Annotated in this window: 18 protein-coding genes; 9 read left to right on the plus strand and 9 right to left on the minus strand. The window is 65.9% G+C overall.

Going from position 1 to position 14,221, the window contains the following annotated elements; translation table 11 throughout:
• The first annotated feature begins 161 nt into the window (after positions 1-161).
• The 6 genes from RIdsm_RS30180 to RIdsm_RS16630 all read left to right on the plus strand — a co-directional run bounded on the left by RIdsm_RS30180 (position 162) and on the right by RIdsm_RS16630 (position 5,319).
• A complete protein-coding gene (locus RIdsm_RS30180) occupies positions 162-1,220 on the plus strand; it encodes a hypothetical protein (protein WP_057816741.1) in 1,059 nt (352 codons plus the stop codon).
• Complete coding sequence (locus tag RIdsm_RS16610) at positions 1,204-2,616, plus strand: surface lipoprotein assembly modifier (RefSeq protein ID WP_057816742.1); 1,413 nt, start codon at positions 1,204-1,206, stop codon at positions 2,614-2,616. Before RIdsm_RS30180 ends, RIdsm_RS16610 begins: the two co-directional genes overlap by 17 nt.
• A gap of 81 nt (positions 2,617-2,697) precedes the next feature.
• Positions 2,698-3,126, plus strand: a complete 429-nt coding sequence (locus tag RIdsm_RS16615; RefSeq protein WP_057816743.1) for a VOC family protein — start codon at positions 2,698-2,700, stop codon at positions 3,124-3,126.
• Positions 3,120-3,833, plus strand: a complete 714-nt coding sequence (locus RIdsm_RS16620) for a DUF1194 domain-containing protein (protein WP_057816744.1) — start codon at positions 3,120-3,122, stop codon at positions 3,831-3,833. Before RIdsm_RS16615 ends, RIdsm_RS16620 begins: the two co-directional genes overlap by 7 nt.
• Positions 3,830-4,540, plus strand: coding sequence for a DUF1194 domain-containing protein (locus RIdsm_RS16625; RefSeq protein ID WP_057816745.1), 711 nt, complete (start codon positions 3,830-3,832; stop codon positions 4,538-4,540). Before RIdsm_RS16620 ends, RIdsm_RS16625 begins: the two co-directional genes overlap by 4 nt.
• Positions 4,537-5,319: a DUF1194 domain-containing protein gene (locus tag RIdsm_RS16630; protein ID WP_082647413.1), complete on the plus strand. Its 783-nt coding sequence runs from the start codon at positions 4,537-4,539 to the stop codon at positions 5,317-5,319. Before RIdsm_RS16625 ends, RIdsm_RS16630 begins: the two co-directional genes overlap by 4 nt.
• Here RIdsm_RS16630 and RIdsm_RS16635 read toward each other — a convergent pair.
• The 3 genes from RIdsm_RS16635 to RIdsm_RS16645 form a co-directional block, all read right to left on the minus strand.
• Positions 5,266-5,766 carry a MarR family winged helix-turn-helix transcriptional regulator gene (locus RIdsm_RS16635; RefSeq protein WP_057816746.1) on the minus strand — a complete coding sequence of 167 codons (501 nt, stop codon included), beginning with the start codon at positions 5,764-5,766 and terminating at the stop codon, positions 5,266-5,268. The genes RIdsm_RS16630 and RIdsm_RS16635 overlap by 54 nt on opposite strands.
• An 88-nt stretch (positions 5,767-5,854) precedes the next feature.
• Positions 5,855-6,079, minus strand: a complete 225-nt coding sequence (locus tag RIdsm_RS16640; protein WP_057816747.1) for a succinate dehydrogenase assembly factor 2 — start codon at positions 6,077-6,079, stop codon at positions 5,855-5,857.
• A gap of 49 nt (positions 6,080-6,128) precedes the next feature.
• Entirely contained in the window at positions 6,129-6,533 is a 405-nt protein-coding gene (locus tag RIdsm_RS16645; protein ID WP_057816748.1) for a helix-turn-helix domain-containing protein, read from the minus strand.
• A 126-nt stretch (positions 6,534-6,659) separates the two neighbouring features.
• On the opposite strand from RIdsm_RS16645, the gene RIdsm_RS16650 reads away from it, so the two are divergent.
• The 3 genes from RIdsm_RS16650 to RIdsm_RS16660 all read left to right on the plus strand — a co-directional run bounded on the left by RIdsm_RS16650 (position 6,660) and on the right by RIdsm_RS16660 (position 8,897).
• Positions 6,660-7,862, plus strand: coding sequence for a pyridoxal phosphate-dependent aminotransferase (locus tag RIdsm_RS16650; RefSeq protein WP_057816749.1), 1,203 nt, complete (start codon positions 6,660-6,662; stop codon positions 7,860-7,862).
• 13 nt (positions 7,863-7,875) lie between these two features.
• Positions 7,876-8,286: a hypothetical protein gene (locus RIdsm_RS16655; RefSeq protein ID WP_057816750.1), complete on the plus strand. Its 411-nt coding sequence runs from the start codon at positions 7,876-7,878 to the stop codon at positions 8,284-8,286.
• A gap of 80 nt (positions 8,287-8,366) precedes the next feature.
• The gene (locus RIdsm_RS16660) at positions 8,367-8,897 is read left to right on the plus strand and encodes a GNAT family N-acetyltransferase (protein WP_057816751.1); all 531 of its coding nucleotides are present in this window, start codon (positions 8,367-8,369) and stop codon (positions 8,895-8,897) included.
• Between the two features lie 18 nt (positions 8,898-8,915).
• Here RIdsm_RS16660 and RIdsm_RS16665 read toward each other — a convergent pair whose 3' ends face one another.
• From RIdsm_RS16665 to RIdsm_RS16690, 6 genes are all read right to left on the minus strand, one after another.
• Positions 8,916-9,731 (minus strand): class I SAM-dependent methyltransferase, encoded by an 816-nt coding sequence (locus tag RIdsm_RS16665; protein WP_057816752.1) that lies wholly within the window; start codon positions 9,729-9,731, stop codon positions 8,916-8,918.
• Between the two features lie 67 nt (positions 9,732-9,798).
• Complete coding sequence (locus RIdsm_RS16670; RefSeq protein WP_057816753.1) at positions 9,799-11,163, minus strand: MATE family efflux transporter; 1,365 nt, start codon at positions 11,161-11,163, stop codon at positions 9,799-9,801.
• 39 nt (positions 11,164-11,202) lie between these two features.
• Positions 11,203-12,129, minus strand: coding sequence for a nickel/cobalt transporter (locus RIdsm_RS16675; protein ID WP_057816754.1), 927 nt, complete (start codon positions 12,127-12,129; stop codon positions 11,203-11,205).
• Entirely contained in the window at positions 12,111-12,749 is a 639-nt protein-coding gene (locus RIdsm_RS16680) for a DUF1007 family protein (RefSeq protein ID WP_057816755.1), read from the minus strand. Before RIdsm_RS16680 ends, RIdsm_RS16675 begins: the two co-directional genes overlap by 19 nt.
• Before the next feature lie 67 nt (positions 12,750-12,816).
• Positions 12,817-13,692, minus strand: a complete 876-nt coding sequence (gene ppk2, locus RIdsm_RS16685) for a polyphosphate kinase 2 (protein WP_057816885.1) — start codon at positions 13,690-13,692, stop codon at positions 12,817-12,819.
• Between the two features lie 178 nt (positions 13,693-13,870).
• Positions 13,871-14,182 carry an ETC complex I subunit gene (locus RIdsm_RS16690; RefSeq protein ID WP_057816756.1) on the minus strand — a complete coding sequence of 104 codons (312 nt, stop codon included), beginning with the start codon at positions 14,180-14,182 and terminating at the stop codon, positions 13,871-13,873.
• Positions 14,183-14,221 lie beyond the last annotated feature (39 nt).

Raw genomic sequence — 14,221 nt, forward strand, 5'->3', positions numbered from 1 at the left:
TTGCGGAGCCGGGCTGAGAAACTTCAATATCGGGTATCGGCTGACCTGCAACACCGCCTATTTTCCCGGAATCCGGGAAAAGGAAAACATTGACTTCGCCATGTAATGCCCTGATTTTCATTCAAAAGACAAAAAATACACTGATTGAGGCAGTGAGCAGTATGAAACAAACAGTGGCAAGCCTGCTGGTTTGCGCCCTCCTTGCGGGCTGCGCATCCGGCAGTAATCCTTTCGCCCCAGAGACCACCGCCGACGACAACGGAACGGGCACCGGCACCGATGACGGAACCGGCACGGATACCGGCAACGGCACGACGGGCGGCGGCACGACGACGGTCGACAGCTCGGTCAGCGTTCCCTCGGAGATCGCGGGCAACGTCAGCAACGTCACCTACGACGCCGCCAACGGCACGCTTGTGGTCGAGGGGGTCAGCCTCGACGATGTGCCCTACAGCGCGACCTACCGGCGCGCGCCCTCGCTCGACCAGGACGGCTATGTCGCCTTCACCATCCAGGAAGACCCGCTCGACCGGCACTACACGGCCTATGCCCGTGAAAGCACCGACGGCAGCGTTCGCGCCACGACGGTCGGCAGCCCGGGCCCCCGGAACCGCTCGTTCATGGGCGCGCATTTCGAACGCGACGGCAGCTACGACCCGCCGGAAGTGACCGAGGACAGCGGCATCGTGACCTATGCCGGCCGGTACGTCGCCGTCACCAATGTCGGTGACCTCAACGGCTCCGACCTGCTGCCTGCGGGCGTGACCGACCCCGAGCTGCTGGTGCCGCAGGCACTGGTCGTCCACGGCGACGCCTTCATCAATGCCGACTTTGCCGACAACACGGTCGAGGGCAACATCTACAACCGCGAACTGCTCGACACCAACCTCAACGTGATTTCCGAACTGCCCTCGGTGGTTCTGGTCGTCACCGATATCGAGGCCAACGGCACCTTCTCGGGCACCGTCGAATACGACATCAGCGACCCGCTCTCGGGCACCACGACCAACACCGAGATCGGCTCCTATTCCGGCGTCTTCGGCGGCACCGATGCCAGCAGCGTGGCGGGCGCGGTCGAGCTCGACGAATTCGACGGCACCGACAACAACCTCGACTTCGAGACGGAACTGGAAAGCGGCGTCTTCGTGCTGGATCAATGTGGCACGGGTGCCTCGCCTGCAGTCTGCAACAGCGTCAACCCCAATGTCGGAACGCCGTAAGGCTACCCCCATACTGGCGGCCTGTCTCGCCGGCCTCGTCCTTGCGGGCGCGGCCGGCGGGCCCCGTGCCAACGAGGCCACGGCCGAAAGCGACGCCACGACCGACATGGTCCGGCTCTCCCTCCCCCAGGCCCAGGCGCTGGCGCAACAGGCGCTTCGCACGGGGCAACCCAGAACCGCCTACGAACTGACCGAAGGGCTGATTACGGCCAACCCGGAAAACGGGCACGCGCATTTCCTGCGGGCCCACGCGCTCGGGCAGATGAAGGACTACAAGACCGGGCGCCAATCGGCCGCCCGGGCCTATCGCGTCGCCAACACCGACGTGCAGCGGTTCGAGGCGGCCAAGCTCGCGGCCGAGCTCTCGTTTGCCGATGACAGCTATTCCGTGTCGCAGCTCTGGCTGCGGCGGGCCGTGCATTACGCCCCGAACGAAGAGCTTCGCAGCCAGTACGTCAAGGCGTTCCGAAACGTCCGCCGAACCAACCCGCTTCGGTTCGAGCTGCAATTCTCGATCAACCCGTCGGACAACGTGAACAACGGCTCGAACAGCCCCTACAACCTGATCGAGGGCTCGCCCCTGGTCGGAACGCTCAGCCCCAGCGCGCAGGCCATCAGCGGCGTCGTCGCCAGGACCGACATGCGCGGCTCCTACCGTGTGCAGCAAAGCAAGCGGCACGAAACGCACATCACCGGGCGGCTTCACTCGCGCGAGGTGCGCTTCAACGACCCGGTGCCGGGGATCAGCGGCAGCGACATCTCCTCGCTGCGCCTGCAACTGGGCGTCAGCCATCTCTGGGCGCCAAGCAAGTCGGGCTATTGGAGCTTCGACATCAACGGCGGCCGCACGTGGTACGGCCGCTCGCCCTATTACGATTTTGCCGGTGTTGGCGTGCGCCGGATGCAGAAGCTGAGCGACACTCTCAACCTCAGCCTCGGTGTCCATGTCGAGGAACAGTTCGACAAGGTCGCCCCGATCACCGACGCGACGGTCTATTCGGCCTTTGCCGGGCTGAGCTATGCGCTGAGCACCGGCGGCGAGCTGGGCGCGCAACTGCAATTCCGCGATGTCGACAGCGATGGCCGCAACCGCGCGTCGCAGCAATGGTCGGTGGTCGCCACCTACACGCTGGGGCGCGAGATCGGACCGGCGCAGGTCAGCGTCTCGGTCGGCCACAGCACGCTCGATTACGAACAATACTGGGTGCTTCTGCCGGTGGCCGGCGGGCGCACCGACGAATCGTGGTTCGGGGGCGTGACGGCGGCCTTCAACGATTACAGCTACATGGGCTTCGTGCCGGTCGTCTCGGTCAACGCCGAGAAAAGCCGCTCGAACATCAGCCGCTTCGATGTCGACCAGACCGCCGTCTCGTTCGGCATTCGCTCGGAATTCTGACCACCGGGCCCGTCCTTCGCCCTCGACAGCAGGCGTCAGCCGTCTATCCTTCTGGTAATTGCCAAATCAAGGAGGCGCTGCATGCGGGTACGGTATCTGCACACGATGGTCCGGGTGAAGGACCTCGAGAAATCGATGAAGTTCTACGAGCTGCTGGGCCTGAAAGAGACCCGGCGCTACGACAATGACGGCGGCCGCTTCACGCTGGTCTTCATGGCGCCCGAGGGGCACGAGGACTGCCCGGTCGAGCTGACCTACAACTGGGACGGCGACGACGGGCTGCCCAGCGACAGCCGCCATTTCGGCCACCTCGCCTATTCGGTCGGCAATATCTACGAGATGTGCCAGCACCTGCAGGACAACGGCGTTACCATCAACCGCCCCCCGCGCGACGGCCGCATGGCCTTCGTGCGAAGCCCCGACAACGTGTCGGTCGAGCTTCTTCAGGAAGGTGACGCGCTGGAACCGGCCGAGCCGTGGGCCAGCATGGAAAACACGGGGCATTGGTAAGGTCCGTCGCCCTCCTGGCCGCCTGCCTTCTGTGGGCGGCCACGGCGCAGGCGCAATCCGCCTGCCGGCTGGCCCTTGTTCTCGCCCTCGACGTGTCCTCCTCGGTCGATGCCGAAGAATACGCGCTGCAACGCACCGGGCTCGCCGCGGCGCTCGATGCCGACGAGGTGCGCCACGCCATCCTCACCGGCGCCGGCGGCTACGTGACCCTCGCCGTCTACGAATGGAGCGGCTTCCACCAGCACAAGCTGCAACTTGACTGGATCGCGCTGACCTCTCACGCCGAGATCGACCGCGCCGTCGCGGCGCTGGCCGGCATGGAACGCAGCCACGACGACTTTCCAACCTCGATCGGGCCCGCCATCGGCTATGGCGCGACCTTGCTCAAACGCGGCCCGGCCTGCGAGCGCCGGGTGATCGACGTCTCGGGCGACGGGGTGAACAACTACCGCTACGGCCCGCGCGAGGCCTACCGGCATTTTCCGCTGAACGACGTGACCGTGAACGGTCTGGTGATCCTCGGCGACGATCCGGGCGTGCTGTCCTATTACGGCGCCGAGGTGCTGCACGGGACCGGCGCCTTCATGGTGGTGGCCAACGGCTTCGACGAGTTCAGGGAAGCCATGACCAAGAAACTCTACCGCGAGATCAACGACATCATCCTTGGTCGCGTGCCGCCCGCCCTGCACCGCCGGGCGCCGGGATGACAGGGGCGCGGGCGCTTCTGGCGGCGGTTTGCCTGCTGGTTGCGGCCCCCGCCGCGGCGTCCTGCCGGCTGGCGCTGATCCTCGCGCTCGACGTATCCTCTTCGGTCGATGCCGATGAATACGACCTTCAGCGGCTCGGACTGGCCGCCGCGCTTGACAGCGACGACGTGCGGCAGGCGGTGCTTTACGGTGGGCATGGGCACGTGGCGCTCTCGGTGTTCGAGTGGAGCGGCTTTCACCAGCAGAAGCTGCATCTCGACTGGACGCTGCTGCGCAGCGACCGCGATATTGACCACGCGGTCCTGGCCGTCGGCACCATGTCGCGCAGTCACGAAGGCTATCCCACCGCCATCGGGCAGGCGCTCGGCTTTGCCGCGGAGCTGATGCGCCGCGCCCCCGATTGCGCGCGCCGGGTGGTCGACGTGTCGGGCGACGGGATCAACAATTACGGGTACGGGCCGGCGGCCGCCTACCGCAACTTCCCCTTCGACGGTGTCACGGTGAACGGGCTGGTGATCCTCGAGAACTATGACGGGGTGGCGGATTACTACCGCAAGGAGGTGCTTCGCGGGGCGCAGTCCTTTCTTGTCGTCGCCAACGGGTTCGAGGATTTCCGGAACGCGATGACGCGGAAGCTTTATCGCGAAATCAATGACATCATGCTTGGGGATGCAGGCGCGCGCCGTCTGCGGTGGCCGCGCGGATGAGGGCGCTGGCGCGTGTCGTCGCGCTGGCCGCGCTTGTGCTGGCGGCCCCAGCCCACGCCGCATGCCGGCAGGCGCTGGCGCTGGGGCTCGACGTGTCGGGATCGGTCGACATGTGGGAATACCGCCTCCAGCTTGACGGTCTGGCTGGCGCCTTGCTCGACCCGGAGGTACAGGCGGCCTTCCTGCTCTACCCGGAAACCCCGGTGCGCCTGATGGTGTACGAATGGAGCGCCCAGACGCATCAGCGGGTGGTGATCGGCTGGCGCGACATCGCCGGGCCCGCCGACCTTCTGGCGGTGGCGCAGGTGTTGCAGGGCACCAGGTCGGTACCGGTCAACAACCCCTCGACAGCCATCGGCGCGGCGATGGCCTATGGCGCGGCGGAATTGCAGACCCAGGCCGATTGCTGGCGCATGACGCTCGACATTTCGGGCGATGGGCCCTCGAATGTCGGCCGCCATCCCCGGCTCGTCGAGCCGCGCGAGACCGGCCGGGTCGTCATCAACGGGCTGGTGATCGGGCCGGACGGGCCGTCGAACACGACGAAGAACCGCCACAACGTCAAATCGTTGATGGGGTATTACCAGTCCTATGTCATTCGCGGCCCGGGCGCCTTCGTGGTGGCGGCACTGGATTACGAGGATTTCGCCGAGGCGATGCGGCGCAAGCTGATCCGGGAATTGCAGCCCGCCGCCGTGTCACGCAACCCGGCCGGCGCCGGAAGGTCAGTAGATATAGCGGATCTGGTCGGCCCAGTACCTTTCGACCCGGCGCAGTGAGCAGTTGATCTGATCGATCCCGTCATTGCCCAGCACGCCCTTGGCCTGCAGCCCCTCGGCATGGCCGGCGAAGAGCTTGGAAATGATGGCGCGGATGCTCCGCCCCTTCTCGGTCAGCCGCACGCGCACGGAACGGCGGTCGATCTCGCATCGCTGGTGGTGCATGTAGCCCATCTCGACCAGCTTCTTGAGATTGTAGCTGACATTGCTCCCCTGGTAGTAGCCGCGCGTCTTCAGCTCGCCGGCCGTGACCTCGTTGTCACCGATGTTGAACAACAACAGCGCCTGCACCGCGTTGATTTCCAGCACGCCCAAGCGCTCGAACTCGTCCTTGATGACATCGAGAAGCAGGCGATGAAGGCGTTCCACAAGAGCCAGCGAATCCAGGTAGCCCGACATGAAGCTCTGCTGTTCCGGCGACAGGAGAGAGGGGTTGTGCAAACTCATGATAAACTCCGTGCATGACTGCTCGAAGCCGATCTTGGCCTAAAATGCCCAATAAGTCGTAAATGCGGCAGAGGGGCCGGCGCCCGCCTTAGCCCGCCGGCGTGCTGACCCGTGCGATCCGGTCGATCAGGTCGGAAAACCGGGGCGGCGGAGCCGTATGCCCCGTCACCCACTGGTAGAGATCATGGTCGTTCTCGGACAGCAGCGCGTCGTAGAGGCCAAGCCCGGCCTCGTCGAGGTCGTGCAGCCCCGTGTCGGCGAAGCGGCCAAGGATGATGTCCATCTCCTTGATGCCGCGCCGCATGGACCGCATACGCAACCGCTTCAGCCGATGTTCGGCCGTTTCGTCAGGCGGAGCTGCCTCAGGCAATGGCTTCCTCTTTCAGCTTGGCGCGAAGCGCCTTCTCGAGCCGGCCAAGCCGGTCGGCCGACAGCGCCAGCTGCGAGCGGATATCGCGGATCTCCATCAAGAGCTCGGTGACGTCCTGCGACAGTTCGTTGGCATCCTCCGGGCCGTCCGGGCCCGGGCCCTCGCCGCTGAGCAGCCACAGCAGCGACACGTTCAGCATGCCCGCCATCATCGACAGCTTGTTGGCGCGCGGCTCGCTCAGGTCGTCTTCCCAAGCCTTCATGGTCTTCAGCTTGACGCCCAGACGCTTTGCCAGGTCTGCCTGGCTCATGCCGGCCTGCTCACGCGCCCCGGCAACGCGGTCGCCAAAGGTTGTTGCGTTCGGGTCGTACCAGCCGTCCTTGGTCTGGGCGTTCATGGGAAGTCCTTTCTTTGGTCTACCTGGAGAGGGGCCTTTACAACCGGTGAATGCTCCGGTTTGTCACTTATGAACTCGAACCACGACTATAGAGCGTTCAGACGCTTATTCCAACCGGAGTACGACATGATTTCCCTTTCCGCGACATTGACCCGTGTCAAACCATCGCCCACTATGGCGATTTCCGCGCTCGCGCAGGAGATGAAGGCGGCCGGGAAGGACGTCATCGGCCTCAGCGCGGGCGAGCCGGACTTCCCGACTCCCGAAAACATCCGCGCCGCGGGGATTCGCGCCATCGAAGAGGGCAAGACCCGCTACACCGCGCCGGATGGCATCATCGAGCTGAAGGAAGCCGTCTGCGCCAAGTTCAAGCGCGACAACGGGCTCGACTATACGCCGAAGCAGATCAGCATCGGCACCGGCGGCAAGCAGATCCTCTACAACGCGCTGATGGCCACTCTGAACCCCGGCGAGGAGGTGGTCATCCCCGCGCCCTACTGGGTGAGCTACCCCGACATGGTCAAGCTGGCGGGCGGCGAGCCGGTGATCGTGCCGGCCGGGATCGAAACCAGTTTCAAGCTGACACCCGAGGCACTGGAGGCCGCGATCACGCCCAAGACCCGCTGGTTCATCTTCAACTCGCCCTCGAACCCCACCGGGGCGGGCTATGCGTGGGACGAGCTGAAAGCGCTGACCGACGTGCTGATGCGGCATCCGCATGTCTGGGTGCTGACCGACGACATGTACGAACACCTCGCCTATGACGGGTTCGAATTCTGCACGCCTGCACAGGTGGAACCCGCGCTTTACGACCGCACGCTGACCTGCAACGGCGTGTCGAAAGCCTATGCCATGACCGGCTGGCGGATCGGCTATGCCGGCGGGCCCGAAGAGCTGATCGCCGCGATGCGCAAGATCCAGTCGCAATCGACCTCGAACCCCTGCACGATCAGCCAGTGGGCCGCGCTCGAGGCGCTGACCGGCACGCAGGACTTCATCCCCACCAACAACGAGATCTTCCGCCGCCGCCGCGACCTCGTGCTCGAAGGCCTGCGCGCCATCGACGGAATCGAGTGCCCGACGCCCGAAGGCGCCTTCTACGTCTACCCCTCGATCGAGGGGCTGATCGGCAAGACAACCGCCGCCGGAACGACGCTCGACAACGACGAAGCCTTCGCCACGGCCCTGCTGGAAGAGGCCGGCGTGGCCGTTGTCTTCGGCGCGGCATTTGGGCTTTCCCCGGCCTTCCGCGTCAGCTACGCTACCTCGGACGAGGCCCTGCAAGAGGCCTGCAAGCGCATCGCGACTTTCTGCGCCGCGCTGACCTGAGAACCGAGGGGCGATGTCGGACGATCTTCCGGAATACTATTTTCGCGTGCGCGACAACGGCGCCTTCGTGTTCCGTGTCGATACCGAGAACCGCCAGCGGCGGATCGAGATGGACCAGATCGCCGTGGTCAACATCCGCAATGGCCAGATCAAGCCGCATGGCGAGCGCGACCTGACCGAGCGTGACCTGAGCGTGATCGAGGAATGGATGGCCGAGCGGCTGGAAATCCTCGCGCACCGGGATATCGACGACATCCACCGGGCGGTGGATTACCTCAACACCACGACCCACTGGGCGCAGTCGAAGGCGACCGACGATCAGCTCGAGCTGGTGAGCGACGCGCTCTTGCTGGCCATGCACGACCTGCGCTCGGTTCTGGTGCGCAAGAAGGCCGAGCGGCTGATGAAGGAAAAGGGCGGCTGACCGGCCTGTCCGGCGGCCGACTGCATTTTTCCGTGACCCGTGATACCTTGACCCTGCACGACATGGCAGGAGGTGGCCGGATGGTCGAACTCGTTCAGGCAGAGGAAGAGGCCCAACTGGAGGCCGTGCGCACCCTGATGCGCGGTTTCGTCGAGTGGCACCTCGAACGCCACAACGAGTATGTGTCGCTGATCCGGAAATATTTCGACCCGGTGAAATTCGAGGCGGAGCTGGCGGACCTGCCAGGCGCGTTCCGGCCGCCCGGCGGCAGGCTTTACCTGGCGGTGGAGGACGGCGAGGCGCTTGGCTGCATCGCGCTGCAGGATCTGGGCGATGGTGTCTGCGAGATGAAGCGGCTGTTCGTGGCGCCCGGCCATCACGGGCGCGGACTGGGTCGGTTGCTGGCGCTGAGGGTGATCGAAGAGGCCGTGGCCATCGGCTATCACACCATGCGTCTGGATACCGGCCCGAAGCAGGCCGAGGCGCAGGGCCTCTACACACGGCTCGGTTTCCGCCGGATCGACCCGTATTACGAACTTGACCCCGAGATGCGCGACTGGCTGATCTTCATGGAACGCGACCTGACGGCGCCGGTCGTCGACAGGGCATAGGGGCTTTCATGCCCCGGCCTACCGCTTCGTCGCCACCGCCAGGGCGGCCGGCATCGGCACCTGCCATGTATCGCCGTGGGCGAATGCCTCGCGGGCGCCGTCGGTGATGGCCTTCCGGATGGCCTGCAGGTTCTTCCTGGGCTGGTTCGTCAGCAGGTAGCTCGCGCGGGGCGCGCCGTTCTGGAAGATCTCGATCACGCCCGCCGGGTCGTCCAGATCCCAGTGACAGTCGATGGTTTCGAACCGGTCCAGCGTCAGCCCGGCCGCGTCGAACAGGTCGCGCGCCGTCTCTTCCCGGGCAAACTGGTGAAAATCGGGGCTTTCCGGCATCTTGACGCTCTCGGCCCCGTGGGCCCGGACATTGCCATAGAGCAGCGCGAAGGTCTTCGAGACGTCCGGACCATGCCAGCTGGTCATCACGAAACGCCCGCCGGGGCGCAGCACGCGGGCCACCTCGCTCAGGGCTTTCGGCTGGTCGGGCACATGCATCAGGCCAAAGCCGCAGGTCACAGCGTCGAACACATCCTCGTCGAACGGCATCTCCTGCGCATCGCCCACGAGGAAGACCACGTCGGGCGCCCTGTCATGCGCATGGGCCAGCATTTCGCGCGAGAAGTCGAGGCCGGTCACCCGGAAACCCCTGGCATGGGCCGCGGCGCTCAGGTTGCCCTGCCCGCAGCAGAGGTCGAGTATGTCAGACCCCGGTTCGAGGCAGGCGAGCATCGGCTCGACCGCCATGTCGGTCGCCTTGGAGAAGCGGGAGACATAGGTATCGGCGAGATTGGCGTCTGACCAGCCGTCCACTTCCAGCTCGGCGAAGTCCTTGAAGTCCATGATGTCACGCCCCTCTTGCGAACCCGGCTACGCGATCATAGCACGGTTTCGGCGTCCGCAAGGCCTCTCAGCCCATCCGGGCGGCGACATTCCGAGCAGACCAGCCCCAGAACCGCGCCAGCATGAAGACGGCCGCAAAGGCCAGCCCGACCGCCAGCCCCAGCCAGATACCCACGCCGCCCCAGCCCAGCGTGAATCCCATCAGGTAGCTGACCGGCACGCCGATGCCCCAATAGCTGATGGCGGCGATGATCATCGGCACGCGGGTGTCATGCACGCCGCGCAGAAGTCCAAGCGCCATCACCTGCCCAGCGTCCACCAGCTGGAACAGCGCCGCCGCCGCCAGCAGTCCGGTGCCCACGGCAATAACCCCCGCGCGGTTGGGTTCCGACGGGCTCATGAACAGGCCGATCAGGGGCTCGGGAAAAATGAGGAAGATCGCCACCGTCACCAGCGCAACGACGCCCGACATCACCAGCACCACCAGCGCACCCGCCCGCAAGCCCGGCCCGTCGCCCCGGCCAAAGGCCTGCCCTGCCCGCACCGTGGCGGCATTCGACAGGCCCAGGTGCACCATGAACATGACCGACGCCACCTGCATCGCGATCCCGTGCGCCGCCAGAGGCAGCTTGCCCAGCCAGCCCATCATCGCCGTCGAGGCGGCGAACAGCCCGACCTCGGCGAGGTTGGTGATCCCGATCGGCCAGCCAAGGCGGAAGACCCGGCCGAACGCCTCCCAATCGGGGCGCCAGACGTTTTGAAACAGCGTATGCTCGGGCGTGGCGAAGGCCACGTAGACGGCCAGCACCACGAAGGAGGCGATATTGACCGAGAGCGATGCGATCGCGGCGCCCTGAACGCCCATCTCGGGGAAGCCCCAGTGACCGAAGATCAGAGCGTAGTTCACCACGATGTTGAGCCCCACCGCCGCCACCGTGACCCACAGCACGACCTGTGTCCGCTCGAGCGCCGCGAGGTAGGATTTCAGCACCATCACCAGCAGCGCCGGCAGCGTGGCGAAACCGGCGATACGCAGGTAATCTTCGGCCAGGGCCGAAATCTCCGGATCCTGCCCCAGCGCGCGGAAGACCGGCCCCGACCAGAACAGCACCGGCAGCACCGCGAGCGCATAAAGCACCGAGGCCCAGGCCCCCATCCGGGTGACGCGGCGCACCTGTGCCTCCTGCCCCGCGGCCTGCGCCGAGGCCACCATCGGCATCACCGCCCAGGCAAAGCCCGAGCCCATGATGAAAAAGACGAAGAAGGTCGTGCCGCCCAGAACCTCGGCCGCCAGCGCATCGACCGAATACCAGCCAAGCATCGCCGCATCGGTCAGCGTGATGGCGAACTGCGCCACGTGGCTGCCGATCAACGGCAGGCCAAGCCAGAGGGTCGCCCTTGCATGCTGGCGGTATGTCAGCGCGTGTTGCATCCGGCTCGCCTACTCCCGCCGCAACCGCCGGGCAAGATGTCACAGCGCGGCGAGCAGAAGCTGGCCGGCGATGGCGGCAATTAGGCAACCAGCGGCCAGCTCGATCAGCGGCAGCGCCCGCGCGGCGCCCTGCCCCGTGGCCAGCCGGCTGAGCGCGCCTTCGCGCAGCGTGACCGCGGCAATGGCGACGGCGATGGTGACACAGGCCGTGCCGAGCCCCATGACGAACGCCCCGGCAATGCCCGCCGCATCGAGGCCGAAGCGCCATGTCAGGATCAGCAGGAAGAGCGCGCCCGTACAGGGCCGGATCGCGACGGCGCCAATCAGCATGAGGGCATCGCGCCATGACGTCACCTGCGCGGCCTCTTCCATCGTCGGCCCGTGGCGATGGCCGCAGGTCTCGCAGATGCCGTCAGCACCGTGATCGTGGTGGTGGTGATCGTGGCCATGGTGGTGGTGCCGGTCTGCACGGTTGGACCGCCACACCCGCCGGGCGCCCCGCACCGCCAGCCACAGGCCGACCAGCGCGATGGCGCCATAGCTGACGGGCGCCATCACCTGGTCGGCAAACCCGGTCATCGCAGGGCGCGACAGGTTCAGCACCAGCACGCCGGCATAGACCAGGGCAACCGCCGTGGCCGCCTGGGCCAGGCTCGACACCAGCGCCAGCAGCGACAGGCGCAACGCCGGCACCCGCGCGCCCACGCCATAGCCGCCGATCAGCACCTTGCCGTGGCCCGGGCCGGCGGCGTGAAAGAAGCCATAGGCGAAACAGGTGCCCAGAAGCGCCGCCAGCGCGCCGGGCTCGCCTGCCCGCAGCGCCCGCAGCCCGGTCGCCATCGCCTCCTGCGCCGCTCTCTGGCCCTCTCCGGCCCAGCGGGTCACGTCAGCCGCCCCGCCAAGGCCCCAGAGCCACAGCGCCGCCCCCGCAATGAGAACGGCCGCGATCAGGAGAGCGGTTCGCATGTCACGATCAGCGTGTCGGCGTAATAACGGCCCACCTCGACCGCGTCGAAGAAGCCTTCGTCGGCCGTGTTGCCAAGGCCTTCGACCTTTTCGTCCGCCGCGGCATCGTCGGCCTCGGAGAGCTTGCCCGTGCAGCCCTCCGGCAGGGTCATCGCGCCGGTCATCGACAAGGCGGCATAGTAGGACGGATCGAAGGCCCGAACCGTCATGTCCCCCGATCCGGCCGCCGTCACCGGGCGGCGGTGGCGGGTGACGATATGGCCGTCTTCCATCCGGATCGACAGCGCCTCGGGCGGCCCGAGCGACAGCTTGCCCCCCTCCGTCTCGACGAACAGCGCGCCCTCGAACCCCTCGGGCCAGTCGGTCAGGTCGAACCCGATCAACTCGGCCCGCTCGGCCTCGGTCAGAACCATGTCGCCATCGGCATCGAGCCCGCGATCCGACAGGATCAGCATCGAGAAGAGGTCGTCATAAGACCATGTCACCTCGATACCGGTGAGGGCCCCCTGCCCGTCCGTCTCGAAGGTCAGCCCGACATCGACGAAAACATGCGGATGCGCCGCAACCGGAGTGGCGGCGAGGCTGGCCAGCAGGGCGGGTATGATCAAGACGCGGCGCACGACCTGTTCTTACGCCGCCCGCCGCGCCCCTGCAATCCGGCACGCCCGCCTTCGGCAGACCGCCGCGCTAGCGCGGGACGCGGGTATCGGGGTGCAGCGACTTGCCGAGGATGTGGTCGGTCTGGTGCAGCACATGCTGAGCCGTCGCCACGAGCAGCGGGTCGGGCCCCTTCACAACCTTCCGGTCCTTGCCCGGATAGTCGATGGAGGCGAGGAAATGCTGCATGCAGGCCAGGCGCGCCCGTTTCTTGTCATTCGACTTGACCACCGTCCAGGGCGCATCGGCGGTGTCGGTGTAGAAGAACATCGCTTCCTTTGCCTCGGTATAGTCGTCCCACTTGTCGAGGCTCTGCTTGTCGATCGGGCTGAGCTTCCACTGTTTCAGCGGATCGGTGGCGCGGGCTTCGAACCGGCTGCGCTGTTCGTCCTGCGAGACCGAGAACCAGTACTTGAAGAGCCGGATGCCCGAGCGCACCAGCATCCGTTCCAGATCGGGCGTCTGGCGCATGAATTCGAGGTATTCCCACGGCTCGCAGAAGCCCATCACCCGCTCGACCCCGGCCCGGTTGTACCAGGAGCGGTCGTAGAACACCATTTCGCCCACGGTCGGCAGGTGCTCGATATAGCGCTGGAAGAACCACTGGCCCTTCTCTTCCCAGGTGGGCTTGTTGAGGGCGACCACGCGAGCGCTGCGGGGGTTGAGATGCTCGGTAAAGCGCTTGATCGTGCCGCCCTTGCCGGCGGCGTCGCGGCCCTCGAAGATCAGCACGAATTTCTCGCCGCTCTCCTGTGCCCAGAGCTGAACCTTCAGAAGCTCGGCCTGAAGCCGCGCCTTCTGGCGTTCATAGGTCGACCGGCTCAGCTTGTCCTTGTAGGGGTATTCGCCGGATTCGAAGGCCTTTCGCACATCGGTCAGGCGGTCGCGCTCGGCCCCGGCGAGCATGGCGGCCTGGGCGGGGTCGGCCCCGTTCGCTTTTTCGGTGGCAGGTGTCGGCATCGTCTGTCCCTTCGCGTTGTTTTGCCCAGACCCTAGGCCGTGCCTTTCGGCGACAGCCTTGATCGGGGTCAAAAACGCGAAAGAAACGCGACGTGGCGTTAGAGCGCCACGCTGTCAGACGGTATCAGTGGGTCCAGGCGCCGCGGCGGTTGGTGGCGAAGTTCTCGCCATAGCCGCCCGGGCGGACATTCGCCTTGCGCTTGTGCGGCTCGGTCACGACGGCGTCGATACCGTGCTCGCGGGCATAGTCCAGCGCCGCTTCCTTGGTGGAAAACCGCAGCTTCACCTGCGCCTGCGTGTCCTTGGACGAGGTCCAGCCCATCAGCGGATCGACATCGCGGCCCGTCTCGTTGACGAATTCCAGCACCCAATGCTTGGTCTTGGCGGTGCCGGACTGCATGGTGTTGCGCGCAGGCTGATAGATACGGGCGGACATGGGCGAACTCCTTCGGGTCGTTGCGGTTATTCCAAAATC

Source organism: Roseovarius indicus, from assembly GCF_008728195.1.
GTDB classification, from domain to species: Bacteria; Pseudomonadota; Alphaproteobacteria; order Rhodobacterales; family Rhodobacteraceae; genus Roseovarius; species Roseovarius indicus.

Excerpts from the sequence above, each read along its gene's own strand:
- RIdsm_RS30180 (WP_057816741.1), top strand. The coding sequence starts at position 162 with ATGAAACAAACAGTGGCAAGCCTGCTGGTTTGCGCCCTCCTTGCGGGC.
- RIdsm_RS16610 (WP_057816742.1), top strand. The coding sequence starts at position 1,204 with ATGTCGGAACGCCGTAAGGCTACCCCCATACTGGCGGCCTGTCTCGCC.
- RIdsm_RS16615 (WP_057816743.1), top strand. The coding sequence starts at position 2,698 with ATGCGGGTACGGTATCTGCACACGATGGTCCGGGTGAAGGACCTCGAG.
- RIdsm_RS16625 (WP_057816745.1), top strand. The coding sequence starts at position 3,830 with ATGACAGGGGCGCGGGCGCTTCTGGCGGCGGTTTGCCTGCTGGTTGCG.
- RIdsm_RS16630 (WP_082647413.1), top strand. The coding sequence starts at position 4,537 with ATGAGGGCGCTGGCGCGTGTCGTCGCGCTGGCCGCGCTTGTGCTGGCG.
- RIdsm_RS16635 (WP_057816746.1), bottom strand. The coding sequence starts at position 5,766 with ATGAGTTTGCACAACCCCTCTCTCCTGTCGCCGGAACAGCAGAGCTTC.
- RIdsm_RS16640 (WP_057816747.1), bottom strand. The coding sequence starts at position 6,079 with ATGCGGTCCATGCGGCGCGGCATCAAGGAGATGGACATCATCCTTGGC.
- RIdsm_RS16645 (WP_057816748.1), bottom strand. The coding sequence starts at position 6,533 with ATGAACGCCCAGACCAAGGACGGCTGGTACGACCCGAACGCAACAACC.
- RIdsm_RS16650 (WP_057816749.1), top strand. The coding sequence starts at position 6,660 with ATGATTTCCCTTTCCGCGACATTGACCCGTGTCAAACCATCGCCCACT.
- RIdsm_RS16655 (WP_057816750.1), top strand. The coding sequence starts at position 7,876 with ATGTCGGACGATCTTCCGGAATACTATTTTCGCGTGCGCGACAACGGC.
- RIdsm_RS16660 (WP_057816751.1), top strand. The coding sequence starts at position 8,367 with ATGGTCGAACTCGTTCAGGCAGAGGAAGAGGCCCAACTGGAGGCCGTG.
- RIdsm_RS16665 (WP_057816752.1), bottom strand. The coding sequence starts at position 9,731 with ATGGACTTCAAGGACTTCGCCGAGCTGGAAGTGGACGGCTGGTCAGAC.
- RIdsm_RS16670 (WP_057816753.1), bottom strand. The coding sequence starts at position 11,163 with ATGCAACACGCGCTGACATACCGCCAGCATGCAAGGGCGACCCTCTGG.
- RIdsm_RS16675 (WP_057816754.1), bottom strand. The coding sequence starts at position 12,129 with ATGCGAACCGCTCTCCTGATCGCGGCCGTTCTCATTGCGGGGGCGGCG.
- ppk2 (WP_057816885.1), bottom strand. The coding sequence starts at position 13,692 with ATGCTCGCCGGGGCCGAGCGCGACCGCCTGACCGATGTGCGAAAGGCC.
- RIdsm_RS16690 (WP_057816756.1), bottom strand. The coding sequence starts at position 14,182 with ATGTCCGCCCGTATCTATCAGCCTGCGCGCAACACCATGCAGTCCGGC.